We start from the raw sequence: 24,478 nt of genomic DNA, 5'->3' as shown, positions 1-24,478 counted from the left end.
CAGGGTTTCTAGTTGTCCATGGCCCGACCGCTCAGGGGCGGCCGACGTTGGTGTTCAGCCGGGTGTAGCCCGGGATGCTCTTGTTAAAGGTTTCCAGCGCATTGCCCGGGCCCAGGCGCGACAGGCCGTTCAGCTCGAGCTGGAAGAAGTACTGCGTCGAGGTCGTCTGCGACGCCGTCACGAAACGCTGGGCACCCATCCGGAAAATCCAGCAATCGGCCTTGTACTCGAGCCCCGTGAGGCCTTCGAGCAGCTTGCGGTCGCGCAGCGAGTAGCTGACGCGTCCCACGCCGTACCAGCGCTGCGACAGCGGCCACTGGCCCGACAGGTCGGCGTTCCGGAAACCGGTGAGCAGACCGGCGGTGTCACGCTGATAACGGTATTCGAGATTCAGCACCTTCATCGGCGCCGGATTCCACTGCACGCCGTAGTTCTTGCTGTACAAGCTGCGGCTTTGCGCGTCGTATTGTACGCCGCTGTCGAAGGTCCAGGATTCGGAAATCCGGCCGGAGGCGGCCAGCAAGGCGTCCGAGCGGGTCACTTCAGGCGCTTCCGCCTGGTTCAGGCGCACGCGCGGGTTCACCTGCGGATCGCTGAAGTAGTAGCGGCTGCCCACCACCAGGCGCAGGCGCTCGGCGCCGTTGGCCTCGATGAAGCGCGACACCACCGCCGCCGTCAGCTGGTTGGCGTCCGACACCCGGTCGGCGCCGACGAAGCGGTTTTCCGTGAACAGCTGGGCGTAGTTGAAGCCCGCCACCGCGGTGTCGAAGTTCGGGATCGCGCTCTGGTCCTTGTACGGGGTACGCACGTAGAACAGGCGCGGTTCCAGGGTCTGGGTCGAATTCTCGCCGAACAGCGTGCTGGGGCGCTCGAAGATCAGGCCGCTGTCCAGCGACACGGTCGGCAACACGCGCGAGATCCGGTTGTGGTCGACCTTGGTCACCGGGTCGACGTTGTTGTCGAGGTCGTACTGGGTCGCGTGCAGCATGACCTTGGGCGTGAAGAACCAGCCCGGACGCACGATCGGATAGCTGACCTGGCTGACCAGGTTGGCGCGGTTGCCCTGCACGAAACTGTTGTCCGGATGCGAGAAGCGCACCAGCTCGGCGTCCACCGCCCAGTCGAAGCCGCCCAGCACGTCGTAGCGGCCGGCGTGGAAGTTAATCTGCGGCAGGCGGTCGTAGGGACGCGGCACGCGCAAGGCGTTGGCGTTCGGGTTGGTCGGGTCGAGCGCGGCCGGATCCTGCAGCACCTGGTAGCTCTGGACGCGCGCGTTCACGCTCCAGTACTGGCCCGAGTAGTCGGTCCGCAGCTCGCGCAGCAGCTGGCGCTCGGCGCTGGCCGCCACCGTACGCGAGAAGTCGGACGGGTATTCGTTGTCGGACGCGGCGTGCGCGTTCCAGCCGAAGGTCCAGCCCGGCGCCAGGGTCTGGCTGTGCAGGGTGTCGATCCACCAGCGGTCGCGGTGGACCAGGCGGTCGGTCGGCAAGGCGGCGCCAAAAGCGGGGCTGCCGTCCTCGCGTTCGCGGTAGGCGACGCGGTCGTGCGGCAGGACCTCGATGTGGGTCTCGCCACTGTACGGGCCGCGCGAGGTCTCGCCGATGTAGCGCCCGGTGGCGCCGAGCTGCAGGCCGCGGTCGAACATATAGCGCGGATACAGCGTCAGGTCGCGGTTCGGCGCGATGTTGACGTAGTACGGCACCATGATCTCGGCCGAGCCCTTGGAGCCGGTGCCGATCGACGGCGGCAGCCAGCCCGAGCGGCGCGCGCCGGACAGCGAGAACGACATCGCCGGGGTGCCCAGGATCGGCACGTTCTTGAAATAGATGACGGTCTTGCCGCCGGTACCGACGTCGCGGCCGCTGTCCAGGTTCAGGGTGCTGGACTTCAGGTACCAGTCCGGATCCGGGCCATCGCAGGTGCTGTAGGTGCCGTCGATGACCTGGGCCTGGTTCTCGCCCAGGAAGTCGATGCGCGCGGCCTTGCCCTGGCCGTTATTCATTTGCAAATGGTAGGATGGGTTCAGCACCCAGCCCTTGCCGGTCTCGAGGTTCAGCTGCAGCGCGTCGCCCTTGTAGCGGTCGCCGAAGCGCCACATCGTGATGTGGCCCTGGGCCGTCACTTCGTCCTCGACCTGCCGGAAGCAGGCGGTGTCGGCGGTGATGCCGGTGGCGCCGCGCGTCACTTCGACGTTGCGGTACAGGTTCAGCTCGCGGTCCGGACGACCGGTGAACTCCTCGGCACGCATGGTCGTCGGCTGGTCGTCGTCGTTGCGCGAGCCCGTCGGCGCGGTCTGCGCGTACAAGGGCCCCGTGGCCACGGCGACGAGGGCGGACAAGGCAGCGGCGCGCCGCGGCGGGAAAGGAAGGGCCGTAATCCAGCTCATGAAAGATCGCGTTGCACCATAGAGGGCGATTTTTTGGATTGAATCCCTTATTATATGGGAATATGTGCGACACGGTCGCAAACTCGCCGCCATGCGGCAATGTCTCTAGAAATAGCGAGCAAACGTAACTCTTTGATTTCTAAGGAGTCGCTTCAAGCTATGGTTACAACTTTTACAGCAAGAGAACCTGTACTCGTGGCTCACGAAACAAGCCCAAGCTTGTTTTGATACAGCTCAGGGGTAACGTTCCTCTATCGGACATTGCTGTCATGTCGTTAAACGGGCAGAACACCGCCTGTACCAACATGGAGTGCGACAAGCTCTTCGATATCTTGTCGTGCCGGATAGTTCGCAAGAACGCCTGCCACGACCGGGCGTACGACCGCCCGTCACCTACTCTGACATGCGTCATCGGCAACGGTGGGGTATGAAGCTCCGACGACAATGTACTCCCGAAAATTCGGCGGTTGCCCATGCGAGTGGCGGCCGGAGACTGCAAGCAGCGAAAGCGGTCAAGAGGCTAGGTGAATGCTGCAAGGGTAACGTAATGTGAATCATCGTCAGAACCCTCGTAAATATAGATAGGCGAAAGCTGCTGGAATCATCGCGCCTAAACCAACAGGTATGTGGTCGGTTGTCTCCGTGTATTCTGGGGACACGTCGTCACAAAGACCACCGGGGGAAAGATGGACCCTAAACAGTTAGTCGCGATGGGAATCGCGTCGATATCGTAGGGAACGTGGTAAGCCCGATTCTCCGCCATCTCGGGACATCGATAGGGCAGACGACCCGCAAGGGAAATTGATGGAGAAGCGGGTATGGGAGGATGGAAAAAGCGAAGGCCGGGTTGTAATGATCCGGATAGGGATTCGGAATTTGTCCTGACCTGAAAGGGTGCAGACTTCCATCTGGTGTAATAGTCGTTACACGCCTGAATAACTCTTATCGATCAACAATCCCGAAGGGGTCCTGTCCCCTCAGGGACTGGACCTCGGACGGAACAGATACGAGGTACAGCATGAGAGTAACCGCCGACTTCGACGGTTCTGCGTCCTCGCACGTTCCGACGGATTGGGCAGCCATCGATTGGCGGCTCGTTCAAAAGAACGTGAGAGACATGCAGCGCCGACTAACGAAGGCTTCGCAGGAAGGCGACTGGCGCAGGGTGAAAGCCTTGCAGCGGTGGCTGACCCACTCGTTCAGCGCGAAAGCGTTGGCAATCAAACGGGTGACTGAAAACCAAGGGAAGCGCACTGCAGGGGTAGACCAGGAAACCTGGGATTCGCCTCGGCAGAAACTGGCCGCAATTGCCCGTCTAAGAAACTTCCGCTATCGACCACTCCCTCTACGGAGGGTCCATATTCCCAAGACAGATGGAAGGATGCGCCCGCCAGGCATACCAACCATGAAGGACAGAGCCATGCAGGCGCTTCATCTGCTGGCTCTCGACCCCGTTCTGGAAACGCTGAGCGACCCGAATTCATACGGATTCAGGAAGAATCGCTCGACGGCGGACGCGATGTCCCAGATCTTCCTCCAGACCTGCCGTAAGGTTTCGGCCGAATGGGTACTGGACGCGGACGTCGAAGGCTTCTTCGACAACATCAACCATGACTGGATGATCGATAAGGTCTGCATGGACAAGTCGGTTTTGAAAAAGTGGTTGAGATCCGGGGTGGTCGACCGGAGGCAACTGATAGCAACCACCGCAGGGACGCCACAGGGCGGCATCATCAGCCCTGCCCTGGCAAACTGGACACTGAACGGTCTTGAAACCGGCCTTACCGAGCACCTCTGTGCAAAGTACGGCAAAGCCAAGGCATCGAAGCTGAAGATCGGCGTCGTGCGATACGCGGACGACTTCGTCATCACCGGCGGCTCGAAAGAGCTGTTGGAAGCTGAAGTAAGGCCGTGGGTGGAACAGTTCCTCGCAACCCGAGGATTGCGACTCTCCACGGCCAAGACCAAGATCGTGCACATCGACGAAGGATTCGATTTCCTGGGATGGAACTTCCGCAAGTACGCCGGGAAGCTGCTCATCAAGCCTGGTAAGAAGAACATGAAAGCGTTCTATGAAAAGCTCAGGAAGACGATCAGTGAAAACATCGGCGCAAAGCAGGAAAACCTGATTCAACTGCTGAACCCGATGCTACGTGGCTGGGCGCAATATCACAGCTGTGTAGTTGCCAAGGAAGCGTTCACGCACGTGGAGTCGCTGCTGTACTGGCGGCTTCAAAGGTGGGCCATGCGCAGGCATCCAAGGAAGAACAAAGACTGGATTCGCAAGCGGTACTGGCAGTCCGTCGGCGATCGACCGAGGGTGTTTGTGGCTGACATACCGATGAATGGCAAGATAGGCAAGGTGGAGATGTTCTCGCTACCCGCTACGCCTATCGAGCGCCACAAGAAAATCAAGGGCGGGTATCACCCTTATGACCCCAAATACGAGCTGTACGGTGAAACCCTGAGGCAGGAGCGCATGTTGAAGCACATGCGCTATCGGCGTGAATGGGCGAAGTTGTTCAGCGAACAAGCGGGCTTGTGCGCAGTGTGCGAATGCGCGATGGACATGGAGACGGGATGGCACGACCATCACATCGAATACCGTGTGAGCGGAGGCTCGAACGCTCTGGAAAATCGCGTATTATTGCACCCTAATTGCCATGCTCAAGTGCATGCTCTACACTTGGAAGTTAAAAAGCCGGTCCCTGTATAGGGGCTTTTTATTATGCTTGAGCCGTGTGCGGTGAAAGTCGCACGCACGGTTCTTAGGGGGAGGGATTCCAGCAATGGCTTCCTCCTACCCTACTCATCACCAACCGGATTCACCGGGACGCTTCATGTCTTCTCTGTCTCAACACTCCCCCGCCGCCTTCGACAAGGATGCCCGGCTGGCCCAGCTGACCGCATGGCTGGGCACCCTGGACCTGGTCGACGTCGGCAGCCTGCGCCCCGCCTCGGCCGATGCCAGCTTCCGCCGCTACTTCCGTCTCGATGTTGTGCCCGCGCTACGCGCCAAGCTGGGGGACACCCTGGTCGCGATGGACGCCCCGCCCGAGCGCGAGAACGTGCCGGCCTTCATCCACGTCGACGGCCTGCTGTTCGACGCCGGCGTGACCGTGCCTGCCATCGTCGCCCGCAAGGTCGAGGACGGCTTCCTGCTGCTGTCCGACCTCGGCACCACCACCTACCTGCAGCGCCTCGACATCGACAACGCGCCCTACATGTACTCGGACGCCGTCGACGCCCTGATCAAGTTCCAGCTGACCAGCCAGCCAGGCGTGCTGCCGGAATTCGACCGCGCCTTCGTGCTGCGCGAGATGAACCTGTTCCCGGAATGGTTCATCGGCCGCCACCTGGGCATCGAGATGAACGACACCCAGAAGGCCCAGCTGGAAAAGGTGTTCGAGGCCATCACCGCCAACGTGCTGGCCCAGCAACAGGTGTTCATGCACCGCGATTTCCACTCCCGCAACCTGATGTTCCTCGACCAGGGCAACCCGGGCGTGCTGGACTTCCAGGACGCCGTCTACGGCCCGATCAGCTACGACCTCGCCTCGCTGCTGCGCGACGCCTACATCCAGTGGGACGAGGAATTCGTGCTCGACTGGGTGGTGCGCTACTGGCAAAGCGCGAAACAGGTCGGCCTGCCGGTCAATCCGGACATCGACGCCTTCTACCGCGACTTCGAGTACATGGCCCTGCAGCGTCACCTGAAGATCCTCGGCATCTTCTGCCGCCTGAACTACCGCGACGGCAAGCCGCACTACATGGGCGACCTGCCGACCGTGATGGACTACGTGCGCAAGACCGCCAACCGCTATACCGAACTGAAACCGCTGCTGCGCCTGCTCGATGCCTTCGAGGACAAGGCGCCGCAGGTCGGCTACACCTTCTGATTCCAGGTCAAACACGCCGATGAAAGCCATGATCTTCGCCGCCGGCCGCGGCGAGCGGATGCGTCCGCTGACGGACTCTTGCCCGAAGCCCCTGCTCAAGGTGCGCGGGCGCCCGCTCATCACCTACCACGTGATCAACCTGGTGCGCGCCGGCATCAAGGACATCGTCATCAACCATTCCCACCTCGGCCACATGATCGAGGAAGAACTGGGCGACGGCAGCCGCTACGGCGCACGCATCGTCTACTCCCACGAGCCGACGCCGCTGGAAACCGCCGGCGGCATCGCCAACGCCCTGCACCTGCTGGGCGACGAACCCTTCCTGGCCGTGTCGGGCGACATCTACGCGCCCTACTTCGACTTCGAACAGGTACTGGACGCGCTGCCGGACAACGACGCGGTCGGCCGGCCGATCCCCGCGGACAAGCGCGACATCGCCTGGCTGTATCTGACGCCGAACCCTTGGCACAACCCGGACGGCGACTTCGGCCTGACCATGTACACGCTGTCGAACGAAGGTTCGCCGAAGTGGAATTTCGCCGGCATCGGCGTCTACCGTCCTGAGATGTTCGACGGCATCAAGGCCGGCGAGTTCCTGAAATTCGGCCCGCTCATGCGCAAGTTCATCGATGAGAAGCGGGTCGGCGGCGAGATCTACGACGGCGAATGGGTCAACGTCGGCACCATGCGCCAGCTCGAGGAGCTCAACGCCCCCTACGCCGCAACTGCCTCGGCCAGAGCGAAGCCATGACCGATTACGCGGCACGCCGTGCGCGCCTGGCCGCGCAGATGCTGCCGGGCGCGGTGGCCGTGCTGCCCACCGCGCCGGAAGTCCCGCGCAACGGCGACAGCGACTACCCCTACCGGCACGACAGCTATTTCTATTACCTGAGCGGCTTCACGGAGCCGGAAAGCGTGCTGGTAATCGTCGCCGCCCGCGGCAAGCGGCCGGCCCGCGCCATCCTGTTCTGCCGCGAGAAGAACCTCGAACGCGAGATCTGGGACGGCTACCGCTACGGCCCCGAAGCCGCACGCTCAGCCTTCGGCGTAGACGAAGCCTGGCCCATCGCGGAACTCGACACCCGCCTGCCCGACCTGCTGGCCGACGCCCCGGCGCTGTACTACGCCACCGCCTCCAGTCCCGCGCTGGATGCCCGGGTAGCGGGCTGGATCAAGGCCGTGCGCGCGCGTTCGCGCAGCGGCGTGACGGCACCGGCAGCCTTCCACGACCTGCTGCCCCTGCTGGACGAGATGCGCCTCATCAAGGACGCGGACGAACAGGCGATCATGCTGCGCGCCGGCGAGATCTCCGGCAATGCCCACGCGCGTGCGATGCGCGCCGCCCGCCCCGGCCTGCACGAATACGCGCTGGAGGCCGAGCTGCTGTACGAATTCCGCCGCAACGGCGCCCAGTTCCCGGCCTACACCCCGATCGTCGCCTCCGGCCCCAACGCCTGCGTCCTGCACTACAGCGCCAACGACCGCCCGATGCGGGACGGCGACCTGGTGCTGATCGACGCCGGCTGCGAACTCGATGGCTATGCCTCGGACATCACCCGCACCTTCCCCGTCAACGGCCGCTTCACGCCCGCCCAGCGCAGGCTGTACGAGCTGGTGCTGGCGGCCCAGGAAGCGGCCTTCGCGGCGATCGCCCCCGGACGCCCCTACAGCGCCTTCCACGAAGCGGCCCTGCGCGTGCTCACCCAGGGCATGCTGGACCTCGGCCTGATTGCGCCGGGCAAGTTCGGCAGCGTGGAGGACGCCATCGCCGCCAAGGCCCATGTCCCCTTCTACATGCACGGCACCGGCCACTGGCTGGGCATGGACGTGCACGACGTCGGCGCCTACCGCGACCTGGCGCAGGCCGACAAGCCTTCGCGCCAGCTGAAACCCGGCATGGTCCTGACCGTGGAACCGGGCATCTACGTGCGCCCGGCGGAGGGCGTGCCGGAGGAATACTGGCACATCGGCATCCGCATCGAGGACGACGTGGTCGTCACCGGGGACGGCTACCGCATCCTGACGGCGAGCGCACCGAAAACGGTCGAGGAAATCGAGGCTCTGGTTGGAAAGGGACTATGACGGAACAAGCAAGGACTGAGGAAACACTGCAGGCCGACGTCGCCATCTGCGGCGCCGGCCCGGTCGGCATGGCGCTGGCCGCCATGCTGGCGCGGCGCGGCATCGACGGCAAACGCATCGCCCTCATCGACGGCAAGGCGCTGGGCCAGGCGATCTCGGACCCGCGCTCGATCGCGCTGGCCTGGGGCAGCCGCCTGCTGCTGGAAGACGTTGGCGCCTGGCCCGGGGTTGCGGCATCGAGCACGCCGATCCACCAGATCCACGTCTCGCGCCGCGGCCACCTGGGCCGCAGCATGATGGACCGCGAAGAGCACGGCCTCGACGCCCTGGGCTATGTGGCCCGCTACGGCGACGTGGTCGACGCCCTCGCCCGCGCCTGCGAGCGCGCCGGCGTGCAGGTGCTGCGTCCGCTGCGGGTAAATTCCATCGACGAAGGCACGGACGGCGTCCTGCTGCACCTGGATGACGGCCGTACCCTCCACGCGCAGGTCGCGGTGCAGGCCGAGGGCGGCGTGTTCGGCGAACAGGCCGATAAATCCAATACCCGCGACTACGGCCAGACCGCCGTGATCGCGCGCGTCTCGACCAGCAGCCCGGCCGCCCACCGCGCCTTCGAGCGCTTCACCGACGAAGGCCCGCTGGCCCTGCTGCCGCAAGGCGGCGCCGACGGCCACCAGTACGCCCTCGTCTGGTGCGTACAGCCGGAACGTGCCCAGCGCCTGCTGGACCTGGGCGAAGAGGCGTTTCTTTCGGCGCTGGGCGAGGCCTTCGGCGAACGCCTCGGCCGCTTCACCGGCGTCTCGCCGCGCATCGCCTTCCCTCTCGGCCTGAACGCCGACCCGCGCGCGAGCGCCCGCACGGTCGCCATCGGCAACGCGGCCCAGACCCTGCATCCGGTGGCCGGACAGGGACTCAACCTGGGCCTGCGCGACGCGGCGGTACTGGCGCGCCTGCTGGCCCGCGAGATGTCGCCCGCTTCGCTCGACCGCTTCAAGAACGAACGCGAAGGCGACCGCAAGATGGTGATCCGCGCCACCGACACCATGGCGCGCGTATTCGCGGACAAAGGCCCGCTGCAGCCGCTGTTCGGGCTGGCGCTGGCTGCGCTGGATACGGTCAAGCCGGCGCGCATGCTGCTTGCCGAGCTGATGATGTTCGGCCGCCGCTAGGGTTTATTCGACGTCGTTCCCGCTTCCGTGCGGATCAGTTCCACCAGTTCGCGCGCATAGGCGGGCAGGCTCTCCAGGTCCTGCACCAGCACGCTGCGTTCGCGCACCGCCCACAGGTCGGTCAGTTCCACCAGCGCCAGCCGCATATTGCGGCTGTGGCGCAGCGCCGACGACTGCGGCAGGATGCCAATGCCGACGTCCGCCTCCACCATGCGGCACATCGCCTCGAAGCCGCGCACCTGGATCCGCAAGTGCAGGCGGTCGCCGCTGTCGACGACGACCTTGTTCAGGAAATGCTGCAGGGTGCTGCCTTCGTGCAGGCCGATGTGCGGATAGGCCAGCGTCTCGGCAAAGCTGATGCTGCCCGCCTCGGCCAGCGGATGGTCGAGTGCCGTGGCCAGCACCAGGCGGTCGGTCGAAAAATTGATGATCTCCAGGCCTTGCCCCTGCACCGGACCGGCCGCGATGCCGATGTCCGCCGTGCCTTCCTGCACGCCGCGCACGATGTCGTGGTTGAGCCGCTCTTCCAGCGCCACGTTCACCTGCGGATGCGACGCCAGGAACAGGCCCAGCACCTCCGGCATGAATTCGGTCACCGCGGTGGTGTTCGCGAAGATGCGGATATGGCCCTTGATGCCATTGTTGTACTGCTGCATATCGCTCTTGAGCCGCTCGAGCTGCTGCATGAACTGCTGGGCATGCGCCAGCAGGGTTTCGCCGGCCGGCGACAGCAGCACGCCCTTGTTCTCGCGGTACAGCAGGCGCATGCCGAAGCGCGACTCCAGTTCCTTCATGCGGTTGCTGGCGGCCGCCAATGACAAATGCATGCGCTCGGCCGCGCGGGTCAGGCTTTTCAGTTCCGCGACCAGGATGAAGAGGCGCAGGTCGGTCAGGTCGAAGAGCATAGTAGTTCCTTGGGTAATCTTTCAGAGCGGAGATTGTGGGAACCCGATATGAAAAAACCAGTCGGCTATAAACAAAGCGGCTGGCGTGATGACGAATGTCGTTGCTATACGGTAGATACGATTTTTTGCCGTAAGGGGTCGGCGCCAGCCCTGGGCTGCAACAAGGGCGACGGCTGCCAGCCAGACACTTAGCGCCAGGTAGGGAACGACACCGCTAGCCGCGATCCAGAATTCCTTGAAGTCGCTTTCGCCGCCACCAACATTCAGCCAGTTGTATTTATACGATGTGTATGCCCAAGCGATCCCGAACGCACAGGCAAAGCCGTTGCACCACTTGAACAAATCCATTTTCACGCTTGTCGGTCCCTTCAATCAAACCAAGGTTGGCCGTCTGCCTTTGGCCATCGGAGCTCACGTGGTGTGGTGCCTGCCGCCAAGCCTAGCTGCCGTTAACTCGAACAGGGAAATGGTCCAAGTTATACCGGCATGTATGGAAGTGGCTTCCAGGCCAAGGTCTATTTCCCTAAAACCGAGAGATGTCAGAAGAGAGCCGACAACGTTAGAGGGGTGGTTTTCAAAAAAACGGCCATCGTTATCACGGCGATCTCGAAGTAAAGAAGGGGGCATCGAAGGCAATGAGAATAGTACCTTTCCGCTCGGCTTAAGGACCTTCAAAATGGATTTCCAGGATTCCACAAAACAGTCCTCGTGAACATGCATTAACACTGCGCTGCATAGCACCCCGTCGAAACTTCCACCGAACGGCACGCGGGTTATAGGTAGCAGGCCAGGGTGCACGCGCCCCATTAACTCGGGATGTTTCGTCAACGAGTATGTTCGCATCGAGCCGTTGGGTTCGATGCCATAGGCGTCAACGCCATTTTTTAATAAAACCGCCAAGTCTCGGCCGGAACCCGATCCCACGTCCAGTACCTTGTCGCCTGCTTTGAAAGCAACATGAAAATACTTCGAGATAGCGCTGTGCGGCGCTTCTGAATCGACCGTGCCATGTTGCACGTAGCTTTCATAAAACTTGGCCGTCATGCGATCCATGCTGAGACTTTCCATGCTGTCTGCTCCGTCTTTTACTCCGCACCGCTGCCTGCTTTTGGGCGATCGCAGTCTATTGATAATTTTTCCAGTGTAAGCGCTGCATTGCCCACCTGGCAAACCACCCTTCACCGAAACCGTAGCCCCCCTTCCAAAAGCATCGATTGTGCCGAATTGGCATGAGGTCCAGACTGGGCACTCGTCAATAGAGAGCCACGCACCACCATGACCTCCGATGCCTTCGATGACTCCCTGCTCCAGCAGTGGGTCGGCAAGACCGAAACCGTCGGCGCGCGCGTCAACGCCGTCACCGCCAACGCGCTGGCGGCCACGCTCGACCGTCCGGACCGCTTCGACACGGGCGCCGGCCTGCCGCCGCTCTGGCACTGGGCCTACTTCTGGCACGCCGCGCCGCAGTCCGAGCTCGGTCCCGACGGCCACCCGCAGCGCGGCGGCTTCCTGCCGCCGGTGCCGCTGCCGCGCCGCATGTGGGCCGGCGGCCGCCTGACGTTCAGCCGGCCGCTGCGGGTCGAAGGCGAAGCCACCCGCAGCTCGCAGGTGAAGAGCGTGAGCAGCAAGCATGGCGCCACCGGCCCGCTGGTGTTCGTCACCGTGCGCCACGAGCTGGCGCAGGAGGGCGCCGTGTGCATCACCGAAGAACACGACATCGTCTACCGGGAAATGCCGCAGCCGGGTGCCGCCGCGCCGGCGCCGAAGATGGCGCCGGTGGAAGCCGACTGGGAACGCAGCATCGCCCCCGATCCGGTGCTGCTGTTCCGCTACTCGGCGCTGACCTTCAACGGCCACCGCATCCACTACGACCGCAGCTACGTGACCGAGGTCGAAGGCTATCCCGGCCTGATCGTGCACGGCCCGCTGATCGCGACCCTCCTGGTCGACCTCGTGCAGCGCAACCTGCCGCAGGCACGCATCGCTTCCTTCTCCTTCCGCGCCGTCGGCCCGCTGTTCGACATCGAGCCCTTCACGGTGTGCGGCAGCCTTGAACCCGACGGCCGCACCGTGCGCCTGTGGGCGAAGAACATCCGCGGCGAGCTGGCCATGCAGGCCGACGCCGTAATCGCCTGATTGCCTGATTCATACTGGACCACCACCATGTCGATTCAACAGAACCACGATTACCAGGACATCCGCGAAGCGGTGCGCGCCCTGTGCGCCGAATTCCCCGCCGAGTACTTCCGCAAGGTCGACGAGGCGCGCGCCTATCCGGAAGATTTCGTCACCGCGCTGACCCAGGCCGGCTGGCTGGCGGCCCTGATTCCCGAGGAATACGGCGGCTCCGGGCTGGGCCTGACCGAGGCCTCGGTCATCATGGAAGAGATCAACCGCGCCGGCGGCAACTCGGGCGCCTGCCACGGCCAGATGTACAACATGGGCACGCTGCTGCGCCATGGTTCGAAGGCGCAGAAGGAACGCTACCTGCCGAAGATCGCCAGCGGCGAGCTGCGCCTGCAGTCGATGGCGGTGACGGAACCGACCACCGGCACCGACACCACCAGGATCAAGACCACGGCCGTGCGCAAGGGCGACAAGTACGTCATCAACGGCCAGAAGGTGTGGATCTCGCGCATCCAGCACTCCGACCTGATGATCCTGCTGGCGCGCACCACGCCGCTGTCGGAAGTCACGAAGAAATCCGAGGGCATGTCGATCTTCGTGGTCGACCTGCGCGAGGCGATCGGCCGCGGCCTGTCCGTGCAGCCGATCCTCAACATGGTGAACCACGAGACCAACGAGCTGTTCTTCGAGAACCTGGAAATCCCGGCCGAGAACCTGATCGGCGAAGAGGGCAAGGGCTTCAAGTACATCCTCGACGGCCTGAACGCCGAGCGCACCCTGATCGCGGCCGAGTGCATCGGCGACGGCTACTGGTTCATCGACAAGGTGACCAGGTACGTGAGCGAGCGCGAAGTGTTCGGCCGCCCGATCGGCCAGAACCAGGGCGTCCAGTTCCCGATCGCGAAAGCCTATGTGAACGTCGAAGCGGCCAACCTGATGCGCTACAAGGCCTGCGCCCTGTTCGACGCCCACCAGCCCTGCGGCGCCGAGGCGAACATGGCCAAGATGCTGGCCGCGGACGCCTCCTGGGAAGCGGCCAACGCCTGCCTGCAGTTCCACGGCGGCTTCGGCTTCGCCGCCGAATACGACGTCGAGCGCAAGTTCCGCGAGACCCGCCTGTACCAGGTGGCGCCGATCTCGACCAACCTGATCCTCGCCTACATCGGCGAGCACGTGCTCGGCATGCCGCGTTCGTTCTGAGGAGGCGACCATGAATGATTCCACCCTGCGCCCGCTGGACGGCGTCACCGTCGTCACGCTCGAGCACGCGATCGCCGCGCCCTTCTGCACGCGCCAGCTGGCCGACCTCGGTGCACGCGTCATCAAGATCGAACGCCCCGGCGTGGGCGACTTCGCGCGCGCCTACGACAGCCGCGCGCGCGGCCTGGCCTCGCACTTCGTGTGGACCAACCGCTCCAAGGAGAGCCTGACGCTCGACGTCAAGCACGAGGAAGCCGGCGCCATCCTCGACAAGCTGCTGGCAGAAGCCGACGTGCTGGTGCAGAACCTGGCGCCCGGCGCGGCAAGCCGCCTCGGCCTGTCCTACGAGGCGCTGTCCGAACGCTTCCCGCGCCTGATCGTCTGCGACATCTCCGGCTACGGCGCCGACGGCCCCTACCGCGACAAGAAGGCCTACGACCTGCTGATCCAGAGCGAGTCGGGCTTCCTGTCGGTGACCGGCACGCCGGACGAGCCGGCCAAGGCGGGCTGCTCGATCGCCGACATCTCGGCCGGCATGTACGCCTACTCGAACATCCTGGCGGCGCTGATCCGGCGCGGCCGCACCGGCAAGGGCAGCCACATCGACGTCTCGATGCTGGAAACCATGATGGAGTGGATGAGCTTTCCGCTCTACTACGCGATGGATGGCGCCTCGCCGCCGCCGCGCGCCGGCGCCGCCCACGCCACCATCTACCCCTACGGTCCCTTCCCCGCCGGCGACGGCCGGGTGGTCATGCTGGGCCTGCAGAACGAGCGCGAATGGGCGCTGTTCTGCACGAAGGTGCTCGGCATGCCCGAGCTGGCGAGCGACCCGCGCTTCAACTCGAACGCGGCGCGCACCGCCGCCCGCGGCGAACTGCGCGCCATCATCGTCGACGTGTTCTCCCGGTTCACGGCCGAGCAGGTGATCGACAAGCTGGAAGCGGCGCCGATCGCGAACGCCCACGTCAACACCATGCACGACATGTGGGAGCACCCGCAGCTGAAGGCGCGCGGCCGCTGGTCGGAGGTGGCGACGCCCGCCGGCCCCCTGCCCGCCCTGAAGCCGCCCGGGGTGCCCGAGGAGTGGAATGCGCGCATGGATCCGATTCCGGCGCTTGGGGCGCATACGGAGGCGATCCTGGCGGAGTTGGGTTACGACGCGGGGCGGATTGCAGCGTTGCGCGAAGAACGCGCTATCTGAGCCGTCGTCCCCGCGAAGCCGGGGCCCCAGCTTGGTTCCGCAGCCATGCACGCAAACGACAAGAGGAGACGATTTCAATGAACGAACACCCCAGCCAGCAACTAGCCACCTTCGCCGCCAACCTGCGCTTCGAAGACATCCCGGCCCCGGTAATCAGGCGCGCCGAAGACCTCTTCCTCGACTGGTTCGGCTCGGCCCTGGCCGGCAAGACCGGCCGTCCGGTCCAGGTCATCGACACCTTCGCGCGGCAGATGGGGCCGCAGGATGGCGCCAGCGAGGTGCTGTTCGCGCGCCGCCGTACCACGCCGCTGTTCGCCGCGATGGTCAACGCCGCCTCCTCCCACTTCGCCGAACAGGACGACGTGCACAATGGCTCGGTCTTCCATCCGGCCGCGGTGGTGTTCCCGGCGGCACTGGCGGTCGCGCAGGCGATTCAGGCAAGCGGACGCGATCTGCTGACGGCGTCGGTGGCCGGCTACGAAGTCGGGATCCGGGTCGGCGAATTCCTCGGCCGCTCGCACTACAAGATTTTTCATACGACCGGCACCGCCGGCACCCTGGCCGCCGCCGCTGCCGCCGGTCACCTGCTGGGCCTGAACCCCGAACAGATGCTGCACGCCTTCGGCTCGGCCGGCACCCAGGCCGCCGGGCTGTGGGAATTCCTGCGCGACGCCGCCGATTCGAAGCAGCTGCACACCGCCCACGCGGCCGCCGGCGGCCTGACGGCGGCCTACCTGGCGCAGGGCGGCTTCACGGGCGCCAGCCGCATCCTGGAAGGCGCCCAGGGCATGGCCGCCGGCATGTCGCGCGATGCCGATCCCGCCAAACTGACCGACCAACTCGGCCAGCGCTGGACCCTGGCCGAAACCTCGTTCAAGTTCCACGCCTCCTGCCGCCACACCCATCCGGCCGCCGACGCCTTGCTGCAGGTGGTGAATGCCCACGCGCTGCGGCCGCAGGACATCGCGGGCGTGACGGCGCGCGTGCACCAGGGCGCCATCGACGTGCTGGGGCCGGTGGTCGATCCGCGCACCGTGCACCAGGCGAAGTTCTCGATGGGGACGGTGCTCGGCCTGATCGCCGAATTCGGCAGTGCGGGCCTGCAGGAATTCGAGAGCTTCTACAACGATCCGCGCATCGCCGCCTTCCGCAACAAGGTCGGGATGGTGCTGGACGGGGAAGTCGACCGCGCCTATCCGGCGCGCTGGATCGGCAAGGTGACGGTGCATACCATCGATGGACGCAGGCTGGAAGGCCGGGTCGACGAGCCGAAGGGCGACCCGGGCAACACCTTGTCGCGCGAGGAGCTGGAAAGCAAGGCCCTGCGCCTGGCCGGCTTTGCCGATGCCGCCAGCCCGGCCGAGATGCGCGCCGCCTTCGACCGCATCTGGGCGCTGGCCGATGCCGAACGGGTCGGCTTCCTGCTCTCCGGCCAGGACTGAAGCATGCTGGCGCGCTCCTATCTGTTCGTACCGGGCAACCGCCCGGAACGCTTCGACAAAGCCTGTGCCGCCGGCGCCGATGCGGTGATCGTCGACCTCGAGGATGCGGTGCCGGCCGCCGACAAGCAGGCGGCGCGCGATGCGCTGGCGGCCTGGCTGTCGCCGCAGCAGCCGGTGCTGGTGCGCATCAACGGCGCCGACAGTGCCTGGTTCGAGGACGATCTCGTGCTCTGCGCCGTGCCCGGCGTGGCCGGCATCGTGCTGCCCAAGGCCGAACACGAGGCATCCCTGGCCAGGCTCGACGCCGCCGGCGCCGCCGCCATCCTGCCCTTGATCGAAAGCGGCCTCGGATTGTGGAACGCCGCCGCGCTGGCGCGCATGCCGCGCGTGCAGCGCCTGGTCTTCGGCTCGATCGACTTCAGCCTCGACCTGAACATCCAGGAAAGCCACGAGACCCTGCTGCATGCGCGCTCCCAGCTGGTGCTGGCCTCGCGCGTGGCGGGCATCGCGGCGCCGGTCGATGGCGTGACCACCAGCTTCGACGATCCCGCCCGCGTACACGGCGACACCCTGCGGGCCCGCGCGCTAGGCTTTGGCGGCAAGCTGTGCATCCATCCGAGACAGGTCGCTCCCGTGCACCAGGCTTTCGCGCCGACCGCCGCGGAGCTGGACTGGGCCGGGCGCGTGGTCGCCGCGGCCGAGGCGGCGCAGGGCGGCGCGGGGGCCCTCGACGGCAAGATGGTCGACCGGCCGGTCATCATGATTGCGCAGCACATGCTCGAAGAAGCACGGCGGCGCAAGTAACAACCCAGCTGTTCCTATTTCAACGACAAAGGAGACAAGATGAAATTCAAGATCATGCACGCGGTACTGTTCGCAGCCACCTTCGCCAGCGCCGGCGCCTATGCCCAGGCGCCGATCGTCATCAAGTTCAGCCACGTGGTCGCCAACGACACGCCGAAGGGCAAGGGTGCGCTGCGCTTCAAGGAGCTGGCGGAAAAGGCGACGGGCGGCCGGGTCAAGGTCGAGGTCTACCCGAACAGCACGCTGTACAAGGACAAGGAGGAAATGGAAGCGCTGCAGCTGGGATCGGTCCAGATGCTGGCGCCCTCGCTGGCCAAGTTCGGCCCGCTGGGCGTGAAGGAATTCGAAGCCTTCGACATGCCCTTCATTTTCCCTGACAAGCAAGCGCTGTATCGCGTCACCAACGGCCCGGTGGGCAAGTGGTTCTTCGCCAAGCTGGAGCCCAAGGGCGTTCATGGCCTGGCCTATTGGGATAACGGCTTCAAGGACATGACCGCCAACAAGCCGCTGCACACGCCGGCCGACTTCCGCGGCCTCAAGATGCGCATCCAGAGCTCGAAGGTGCTGGACGCCCAGTTCCGCGCGCTCGGCGCCAACCCGCAGGTGATGGCCTTCTCCGAGGTCTACCAGGCGATGCAGACCGGCGTCGTCGACGGCAACGAGAACACGCCGTCGAACATCTACACCCAGAAGATGCACGAGGTGCAGAAGGACATGACGATTTCCAACCACGGCTATATCGGCTACGCGGTCATCGTCAACAAGAAGTTCTGGGACGGCCTGCCGGCCGACATCCGCACCAAGCTCGAGGGGGCGATGCTTGATGCCACCAAGTACACCAACGACATCGCCCAGGAAGAAAACGACAAGGCAGTCGAAGCGATCAAGGCCAGCGGCAAGACCACGGTCTACACCCTGACCCCGGCCGAGCGCGAAACCTGGCGCAAGGCGATGGCGCCGGTGTACAAGCAGATGGAAAGCCGGGTCGGCAAGGAGGCACTGGAGGCGGTCGAAAAGGCCGTGGCGGGTAAATAAGATGACGCCGATGCGAATCGCCGACGCGGACGGCGGGCCCGTGCTGGACGAACGGGTGCTGCTCGACGCCCTGCCGCTGGCGTCGACGCCGGCGCGGGCGCTGGAACTGGGCTGCGGCACCGGGCGCCAGACCCGGCTGCTTGCCGCCGGCGGCCGCTTCGCCGCCATCCTGGCCTTGGAGGTCGACCGCATCCAGCACGACAGGAACCTGCTGGTCGACGACCTGCCCGGCGTGCGTTTCGCGCTGGGCGGGGCGGAGCAGATTCCCGCGCCGGATGCCAGCGTGGATGTGGTCTTCCTGTTCAAGTCCCTGCACCACGTACCGCTGGACCTGCTGGGCCAGGCCTTCGCCGAGATGCACCGGGTGCTGGCGCCCGGTGGCCTGGTGTACATCTCGGAACCGGTGTTCGGCGGCGACTACAACGAGATCCTGCGCCTGTTCCACAATGAAGAGAAAGTGCGCGCGGCCGCCTTCGAGGCGACCCGTGCGGCCGTGGACGAGGGCTCGTTCGAGCTGCTGTCCCAGACCTTCTTCCGCGCAAAGGTGAAGTACCGGAGCTTTGCCGACTTCGAGCAGAAGGTGATCCAGGTGACGCATACCGAGCATCGCCTGTCGCCCGCGCTGTACGCGCAGGTGCAGTCGGCATTCGAAGCCCACCTGGGACCGGACGGGGCGAACTTCCTGGCCCCGTTCCGGGTCGACCTGCTGCGCAAGGCGTGATCGTTCAGTCGACCGCCTTGACCATGGACTCGATCACCTTCTTCGCATCGCCGAACACCATCATCGTGTTCGGCTGGTAGAACAGGTCGTTGTCCAGGCCCGCATAACCGGAGGCCATCGAGCGCTTGTTGACGATGATGCTCTTGGCTTTGTAGGCTTCCAGGATCGGCATGCCGGCGATCGGCGATTTCGGGTCCTTGGCGGCCGGGTTCACCACGTCGTTCGCGCCCAGCACCAGCACCACGTCGGTCTGGCCGAACTCGCCGTTGATGTCTTCCATCTCGGCCACCTGGTCGTAGGGCACTTCGGCCTCGGCCAGCAGCACGTTCATGTGGCCGGGCATGCGGCCCGCCACCGGGTGGATCGCGTAGCGCACCTGCACGCCGTGCTCGGTCAGCTTCTCGGCCAGTTCCTTCACCGAGTGCTGGGCGCGCGCCACCGCCAGGCCGTAGCCGGGCACGATGATCACGGATTCCGCGTTCTGCAGGATGAAGGCGGCGTCCTCGGGCGAGCCGGATTTGACCGGACGCTGCTCCTTCGCAGCGCCGCCGCTGTCGGCCGCCGCCTCGCCGCCGAAGCCGCCCAGGATCACGTTGAAGAAGGAGCGGTTCATCGCCTTGCACATGATGTACGAGAGGATGGCGCCGCTCGACCCCACCAGCGAGCCGGCGATGATCAGCATCGAGTTGTTCAGCGAAAAGCCGATGCCTGCCGCCGCCCAGCCCGAATAGGAATTCAGCATCGACACCACCACCGGCATGTCGGCGCCACCGATCGGGATGATGATCAGCACGCCCAGGACGAAGGACAGCAAGGCCATCACGATGTAGGGCGTCCAGGCAGGCGCTGTGCCGTCCGAGAAGCAGAACACGAGGCCCAGCGCGATGATGGCGATCGCCACCAGCAGGTTGATGATGTGCTGGCCCGGATAGCGCACCGGCGCGCCCTGGAACAGGCGGAATTTATATTTGCCGGCCAGCTTGCCGAACGCGATCACCGAGCCCGAGAAGGTGACGGCACCCACGAAGGTGCCGATGAACAGTTCCAGTCGGTTGCCGAAGGGGAGCGCGGCGCCGCGTTCGGCGATATTGAAGGCCCAGGGCTCGGACACGGCGGCGATCGCGATGCAGACCGCGGCCAGGCCGATGAGGGAGTGCATGGCGGCCACCAGTTCCGGCATCTTGGTCATCTCGACCCGGCGCGCGGCAACGGTGCCGATCGCGCCGCCGACCACCACGCCCAGCAGCACCAGGCCGAAGCCCATGCCGCCCGTGCGGATATGCTCCTGCAGCTTGAACATCAGGGCGATCGTGGTCACCACGGCGATCGCCATGCCGGTCATGCCGAAGGCATTGCCCATGCGCGCCGAAGACGGCGAGGACAGCCCTTTCAAGGCCTGGATGAAGCATACCGACGCCACCAGGTACAGCAAGGTCACCACATTCATGCTGATGAAATTCATGCGGCCTCCTTGGCGCCGATACCATTGCCGGCCTTGTCGGCCGCGACGGCCTTGCCTGCCTTCGGCTCCTTCTTCTTGAACATCTCCAGCATGCGCTGGGTGACCAGGAAGCCGCCGAACACATTGACGGCCGCCAGCGCCACCGCGATGGTGCCCGCCACCTGGCCGGTAAGGCCCTCGGTGAGGCCGGCCGCCAGCATGGCGCCGACGATGATGATGGCCGACACCGCATTCGTCACCGCCATCAGCGGCGTGTGCAGGGCCGGCGTGACGGTCCACACCACGTGGTAGCCGACGTAGATCGCCAGCACGAAGATGATCAGGTTGATGATCGTGTGACTGATTTCCATGTTCCGTTCCTCCACTTATTTACGCAGCATTATTTCGAAGGACCTGAGCATCCGCACACACCATCACGGCGCGCACGATCTCGTCCTCGCGGTCGATGGCGAGCCTGCCTTCCTTGTCGACGATGAGCTTCAGGAAGTCGAGCACGTTGCGCGCGTACAGGGCCGAGGCATCGGCGGCCACCAGGGCCGGCAGGTTGGGTTCGCCGATGATGGTCACCCCATGCTTGATCACGGTCTTGCCGAGTTCCGTCAGCGGGCAGTTGCCGCCCTGCTCGATCGCCATGTCGACGATGACGGAGCCCGGCTTCATGGCCCGCACCGTGTCTTCCGGGATCAGCACCGGCGCCTTGCGGCCCGGGATCAGGGCGGTGGTGATGACGATGTCGGCCAGCTTCGCGCGTTCGTGCACCAGCTCGCCCTGGCGGCGCATCCAGTCGGCCGGCATCGGGCGTGCATAGCCGCCCGCTCCTACCGCGATCTCCTTCTCTTCGTCGGTCAGGAAAGGGACGTCGATGAATTTGGCGCCCAGCGACTCCACCTGCTCCTTGACCGGCGGGCGCACGTCGGAGGCCTCGATCACGGCGCCCAGGCGCTTGGCGGTGGCGATCGCCTGCAGGCCGGCCACGCCCACGCCCATGATCAGCACACGCGCCGCCTTGACCGTGCCGGCGGCCGTCATCAGCATCGGCATGAAGCGTTGATAGGCGTTCGCGGCCAGCATCACGGCTTTGTAACCGGCGATGTTGGCTTGACTCGACAGCACGTCCATCGACTGCGCGCGCGTGATGCGCGGCGCGGCCTCCAGGGCGAAGGCGGTGAGGCGCTTGTCGGCCATCGCCGCCAGGTTCTCGGTATCGAAAGGGTTCAGCATGCCGATCAGCGCGGCGCCCGGGGCCATCAGGGTGCGCTCGTCCGCGTTCGGGGCGCGCACCTTCAGCACCAGCTCGGCCTGGAAGGCCTCCTGGGCGCTGCCGATGCGGGCGCCGGCGGCGGCATAGGCCTCGTCGGTTACGGAAGCATGCAAGCCGGCGCCGGACTGCACGATGACTTCGTGCTGGGCTGCCAGCTTCTTGACGGTTTCGGGCGTTGCTGCGACGCGTGTCTCACCTGGCCTGGTTTCGGCCGGCACACCAATCTTCATCATGCCTCCGTAAAATTGATAAACTGTCTAGAATCTAGCACGCAAAACCGGACATGAGCAGTTGTCAATACCGATCAGTGGTATTTCGTAAACAGATCGGCAATTTTGCTGCCCAACGTGTTACAGACCTAGGGATATCCCGCCGTTTTTTGTATCAAATCAAGCAAAAAGCCCGACCAGAACTGTTGCAATGCAGCGTGCGTGCAAGCAATGGCTGTGCCATCAAGGTAAAATGTCGGCACATTACAAGGACGCGCATGACCCATACCTTCAGACCATCAGTGACCGTCGCTGCGATCATTCAGCGCGATGACGGCCGCTTTCTGCTGATCGAAGAGGAAACCAGCGACGGCATCCGGCTGAACCAGCCGGCCGGCCACCTCGATCCGTTCGAATCGCTCGAACAGGCGGTGATCCGCGAGGCCATGGAAGAAACCGCCCACGAATTCGTCCCCGAGGCGCTGGTCGGCATGTACATCTCGCGCTACCACTCGAAGTCGCGCGGCACCGACGTCACCTACCTGCGCTTCACCTTCTGCGGCAGGCCGGGCAGGCAGTACGACCGGCCGCTCGACGACGGCATCCTGCGCACCTTGTGGATGACGCGCGACGAACTGGCGGCCTGCCAGGATCGCCACCGCAGCCCGATCGTGCTGAAGTGCGTGGACGACTACCTGGCCGGCAAGCGCAGCGCGCTCGACCTGCTGTACACCGACCATACGGTTTTCGATGGCGGTCTCTCAATCAAACCGGACGTAACGTAAGCATGAGCAAGAAAAAAGTCGTGATCGGGATGTCGGGCGGCGTCGACTCCTCGGTCGCGGCCTGGATGCTGAAGGAACAGGGCTACGAAGTCGTCGGCCTGTTCATGAAGAACTGGGAAGACGACGACGATTCCGAATACTGCTCGACGCGCCAGGACTGGATCGACGCGGCCAGCGTGGCCGACGTGGTCGGCGTCGACATCGAAGCCGTCAACTTTGCCGCCGAATATAAGGACCGCGTGTTCGCGGAATTCCTGCGCGAGTACCAGGCCGGCCGCACCCCGAACCCGGACGTGCTGTGCAACGCCGAGATCAAGTTCAAGGCCTTCCTCGACCACGCCATGAAGCTGGGCGCCGACCTGATCGCGACCGGCCACTATGCGCGCGTGCGCGAAAATACCGGCAGCGGCAGGTTCGAGCTGCTGAAGGCCTTCGATTCGACCAAGGACCAGAGCTACTTCCTGCATCGCCTGAACCAGGCGCAGCTCTCGAAAGCCCTGTTCCCGCTGGGCGAGATTCCCAAGACCGAGGTCCGCAAGATCGCCGAGAAGCTGCAGCTGCCGAACGCGGCCAAGAAGGACTCGACCGGCATCTGCTTCATCGGCGAGCGCCCCTTCCGCGAATTCCTGGGCCGCTACCTGCAGCACAAGCCGGGCCCGATCAAGCTGGACAACGGCCAGACCGTGGGCGAACACGTCGGCCTGTCCTTCTACACCCTGGGCCAGCGCAAGGGCATCGGCATCGGCGGCCTGAAGTCGCACAAGAACGCGGACGGCACCAGCGAGCCGTGGTTCGTGGCGCGAAAAGACATCGCCAGCAACACCCTCTACATCGTGCAGGGCCACGACCACCCGTGGCTGCTGTCGGCAGAACTGGGCGCGGGCCAGGCCAGCTGGATCGCCGGCGAACCGCCTGCCCCGCGCGCACTGTCCGCCAAGACCCGCTACCGCCAGGCCGACGTGGCCTGCAGCGTGGCGCCGGAAGGCCTGGACCGCTTCACCCTGCGCTTCGACGAGCCGCAATGGGCGGTGACGCCCGGGCAGTCGGCCGTGCTGTATGACGGGGATGTCTGTTTGGGTGGGGGGATTATCGATTCGGCCTCCGCGGCCTGACACTCACGCACGTCGTCCCAATCAACTGTTGCATCCTTCCGCAAAATTTCACGATTTTTAGCCGCGCTTGCCATTTCTTCATCGAACTGCGCGCCGAAATATCGTAATCTTCACTAATGTTGCCGCACGGCAAAATTTTGCATATAGGAGCAGCAATGGCTGAAGACACCAACAACACGACAGAAGTGCTGTCGTTCCGGCTCGGCGCGGAAGAATATGCGCTCAGCATCCTCAAGGTCCAGGAAATCCGCGGCTACGACAACGTCACCCGCATCGCCAGCGCGCCGGACTACCTGAAGGGCGTGGTCAACCTGCGCGGCATCATCGTGCCGATCGTCGACATGCGCATCAAGTTCAATGTCGGCAACCCGACCTACGATGCGTTCACCGTGGTGATCGTCCTGAACATCAACGGCCACACGATCGGCATGGTGGTCGACAGCGTGTCGGACGTCGTGACCCTGACGCCGGACCAGATCAAGGCCGCGCCGGACCTGGGTGCCAGCGTCGCCGCGGAATACCTGCAAGGCCTGGGCACCGTCGGCGAGCGCATGCTGATCCTGCTCGACATCGACAAGCTGCTCAGCTCCGAAGACATGGGCCTGCTCGCCGCCGCACGGTCCGCCGCCTGATAGCACTGCCTCCCGCGGCGGCGGTCTGCGCCGCGGCTGTCTG

At 64.6% G+C, this 24,478-nt stretch carries 22 protein-coding genes; 15 read left to right on the top strand and 7 right to left on the bottom strand.

Features of this window, described 5'->3' with window-relative positions; all coding sequences use genetic code 11:
• Positions 1-31: 31 nt before the first annotated feature.
• Positions 32-2,386, bottom strand: a complete 2,355-nt coding sequence (locus AC1DOQ_RS10125) for an LPS-assembly protein LptD (protein ID WP_477362744.1) — start codon at positions 2,384-2,386, stop codon at positions 32-34.
• A gap of 1,018 nt (positions 2,387-3,404) precedes the next feature.
• Here AC1DOQ_RS10125 and ltrA point away from each other — a divergent pair.
• The 5 genes from ltrA to AC1DOQ_RS10100 all read left to right on the top strand — a co-directional run bounded on the left by ltrA (position 3,405) and on the right by AC1DOQ_RS10100 (position 9,536).
• Positions 3,405-5,102, top strand: a complete 1,698-nt coding sequence (ltrA, locus tag AC1DOQ_RS10120) for a group II intron reverse transcriptase/maturase (RefSeq protein ID WP_477362741.1) — start codon at positions 3,405-3,407, stop codon at positions 5,100-5,102.
• 124 nt (positions 5,103-5,226) lie between these two features.
• Complete coding sequence (locus AC1DOQ_RS10115) at positions 5,227-6,285, top strand: aminoglycoside phosphotransferase family protein (protein ID WP_477362738.1); 1,059 nt, start codon at positions 5,227-5,229, stop codon at positions 6,283-6,285.
• A 19-nt stretch (positions 6,286-6,304) separates the two neighbouring features.
• On the top strand, positions 6,305-7,036 hold the full coding sequence (murU, locus tag AC1DOQ_RS10110) for an N-acetylmuramate alpha-1-phosphate uridylyltransferase MurU (RefSeq protein WP_477362736.1): 732 nt from the start codon (positions 6,305-6,307) through the stop codon (positions 7,034-7,036).
• Positions 7,033-8,367, top strand: coding sequence for a Xaa-Pro aminopeptidase (pepP, locus tag AC1DOQ_RS10105; RefSeq protein WP_477362734.1), 1,335 nt, complete (start codon positions 7,033-7,035; stop codon positions 8,365-8,367). The genes murU and pepP overlap by 4 nt, the downstream gene beginning before the upstream one ends.
• The gene (locus AC1DOQ_RS10100; protein WP_477362732.1) at positions 8,364-9,536 is read left to right on the top strand and encodes a UbiH/UbiF/VisC/COQ6 family ubiquinone biosynthesis hydroxylase; all 1,173 of its coding nucleotides are present in this window, start codon (positions 8,364-8,366) and stop codon (positions 9,534-9,536) included. The genes pepP and AC1DOQ_RS10100 overlap by 4 nt, the downstream gene beginning before the upstream one ends.
• On the opposite strand, the gene AC1DOQ_RS10095 is transcribed toward AC1DOQ_RS10100, so the two are convergent.
• From AC1DOQ_RS10095 to AC1DOQ_RS10085, 3 genes are all read right to left on the bottom strand, one after another.
• Positions 9,533-10,441 carry a LysR family transcriptional regulator gene (locus tag AC1DOQ_RS10095; RefSeq protein ID WP_477362730.1) on the bottom strand — a complete coding sequence of 303 codons (909 nt, stop codon included), beginning with the start codon at positions 10,439-10,441 and terminating at the stop codon, positions 9,533-9,535. The two genes, AC1DOQ_RS10100 and AC1DOQ_RS10095, sit on opposite strands and share 4 nt — an antisense overlap.
• Positions 10,442-10,462: 21 nt before the next feature.
• Entirely contained in the window at positions 10,463-10,789 is a 327-nt protein-coding gene (locus AC1DOQ_RS10090) for a hypothetical protein (RefSeq protein ID WP_477362728.1), read from the bottom strand.
• Between the two features lie 63 nt (positions 10,790-10,852).
• Positions 10,853-11,509, bottom strand: coding sequence for a class I SAM-dependent methyltransferase (locus AC1DOQ_RS10085; RefSeq protein ID WP_477362726.1), 657 nt, complete (start codon positions 11,507-11,509; stop codon positions 10,853-10,855).
• A 207-nt stretch (positions 11,510-11,716) separates the two neighbouring features.
• Between AC1DOQ_RS10085 and AC1DOQ_RS10080 the strand changes: the two genes are divergently transcribed.
• The 7 genes from AC1DOQ_RS10080 to AC1DOQ_RS10050 all read left to right on the top strand — a co-directional run bounded on the left by AC1DOQ_RS10080 (position 11,717) and on the right by AC1DOQ_RS10050 (position 18,974).
• Positions 11,717-12,577 carry an HTD2 family dehydratase gene (locus AC1DOQ_RS10080; RefSeq protein ID WP_477251728.1) on the top strand — a complete coding sequence of 287 codons (861 nt, stop codon included), beginning with the start codon at positions 11,717-11,719 and terminating at the stop codon, positions 12,575-12,577.
• A gap of 27 nt (positions 12,578-12,604) precedes the next feature.
• Positions 12,605-13,768 (top strand): acyl-CoA dehydrogenase family protein, encoded by a 1,164-nt coding sequence (locus AC1DOQ_RS10075; RefSeq protein ID WP_477362724.1) that lies wholly within the window; start codon positions 12,605-12,607, stop codon positions 13,766-13,768.
• 25 nt (positions 13,769-13,793) lie between these two features.
• Positions 13,794-14,972: a CaiB/BaiF CoA transferase family protein gene (locus AC1DOQ_RS10070; RefSeq protein WP_477363006.1), complete on the top strand. Its 1,179-nt coding sequence runs from the start codon at positions 13,794-13,796 to the stop codon at positions 14,970-14,972.
• Positions 14,973-15,049: 77 nt separating this feature from the next.
• Positions 15,050-16,414, top strand: a complete 1,365-nt coding sequence (locus AC1DOQ_RS10065; RefSeq protein WP_477362722.1) for an MmgE/PrpD family protein — start codon at positions 15,050-15,052, stop codon at positions 16,412-16,414.
• A gap of 3 nt (positions 16,415-16,417) precedes the next feature.
• Positions 16,418-17,218 carry an HpcH/HpaI aldolase/citrate lyase family protein gene (locus tag AC1DOQ_RS10060; protein ID WP_477362720.1) on the top strand — a complete coding sequence of 267 codons (801 nt, stop codon included), beginning with the start codon at positions 16,418-16,420 and terminating at the stop codon, positions 17,216-17,218.
• A 39-nt stretch (positions 17,219-17,257) separates the two neighbouring features.
• Positions 17,258-18,253, top strand: coding sequence for a TRAP transporter substrate-binding protein (locus tag AC1DOQ_RS10055; RefSeq protein ID WP_477362718.1), 996 nt, complete (start codon positions 17,258-17,260; stop codon positions 18,251-18,253).
• Position 18,254: 1 nt separating this feature from the next.
• The gene (locus AC1DOQ_RS10050) at positions 18,255-18,974 is read left to right on the top strand and encodes a class I SAM-dependent methyltransferase (RefSeq protein WP_477362716.1); all 720 of its coding nucleotides are present in this window, start codon (positions 18,255-18,257) and stop codon (positions 18,972-18,974) included.
• 4 nt (positions 18,975-18,978) lie between these two features.
• Here AC1DOQ_RS10050 and AC1DOQ_RS10045 read toward each other — a convergent pair whose 3' ends face one another.
• The 3 genes from AC1DOQ_RS10045 to AC1DOQ_RS10035 are packed head-to-tail and all read right to left on the bottom strand — an operon-like array spanning position 18,979 to position 21,927.
• The gene (locus AC1DOQ_RS10045; protein ID WP_477362714.1) at positions 18,979-20,436 is read right to left on the bottom strand and encodes an NAD(P)(+) transhydrogenase (Re/Si-specific) subunit beta; all 1,458 of its coding nucleotides are present in this window, start codon (positions 20,434-20,436) and stop codon (positions 18,979-18,981) included.
• On the bottom strand, positions 20,433-20,786 hold the full coding sequence (locus AC1DOQ_RS10040) for an NAD(P) transhydrogenase subunit alpha part 2 (RefSeq protein WP_477362712.1): 354 nt from the start codon (positions 20,784-20,786) through the stop codon (positions 20,433-20,435). The genes AC1DOQ_RS10045 and AC1DOQ_RS10040 overlap by 4 nt, the downstream gene beginning before the upstream one ends.
• Before the next feature lie 19 nt (positions 20,787-20,805).
• A complete protein-coding gene (locus AC1DOQ_RS10035; RefSeq protein ID WP_477363003.1) occupies positions 20,806-21,927 on the bottom strand; it encodes a Re/Si-specific NAD(P)(+) transhydrogenase subunit alpha in 1,122 nt (373 codons plus the stop codon).
• Between the two features lie 257 nt (positions 21,928-22,184).
• On the opposite strand from AC1DOQ_RS10035, the gene AC1DOQ_RS10030 reads away from it, so the two are divergent.
• From AC1DOQ_RS10030 to AC1DOQ_RS10020, 3 genes are all read left to right on the top strand, one after another.
• Complete coding sequence (locus AC1DOQ_RS10030; protein WP_477362710.1) at positions 22,185-22,691, top strand: NUDIX hydrolase; 507 nt, start codon at positions 22,185-22,187, stop codon at positions 22,689-22,691.
• 2 nt (positions 22,692-22,693) lie between these two features.
• Entirely contained in the window at positions 22,694-23,803 is a 1,110-nt protein-coding gene (mnmA, locus tag AC1DOQ_RS10025) for a tRNA 2-thiouridine(34) synthase MnmA (protein ID WP_477362708.1), read from the top strand.
• Positions 23,804-23,958: 155 nt separating this feature from the next.
• The gene (locus AC1DOQ_RS10020; RefSeq protein ID WP_477362706.1) at positions 23,959-24,435 is read left to right on the top strand and encodes a chemotaxis protein CheW; all 477 of its coding nucleotides are present in this window, start codon (positions 23,959-23,961) and stop codon (positions 24,433-24,435) included.
• Positions 24,436-24,478: the final 43 nt, after the last annotated feature.

It is taken from the genome of Massilia sp. 01N417 (assembly GCF_056399645.1).
Note: the sequence above shows the minus strand (reverse complement) of the source record. Positions and strands in the feature narration are given on the sequence as shown.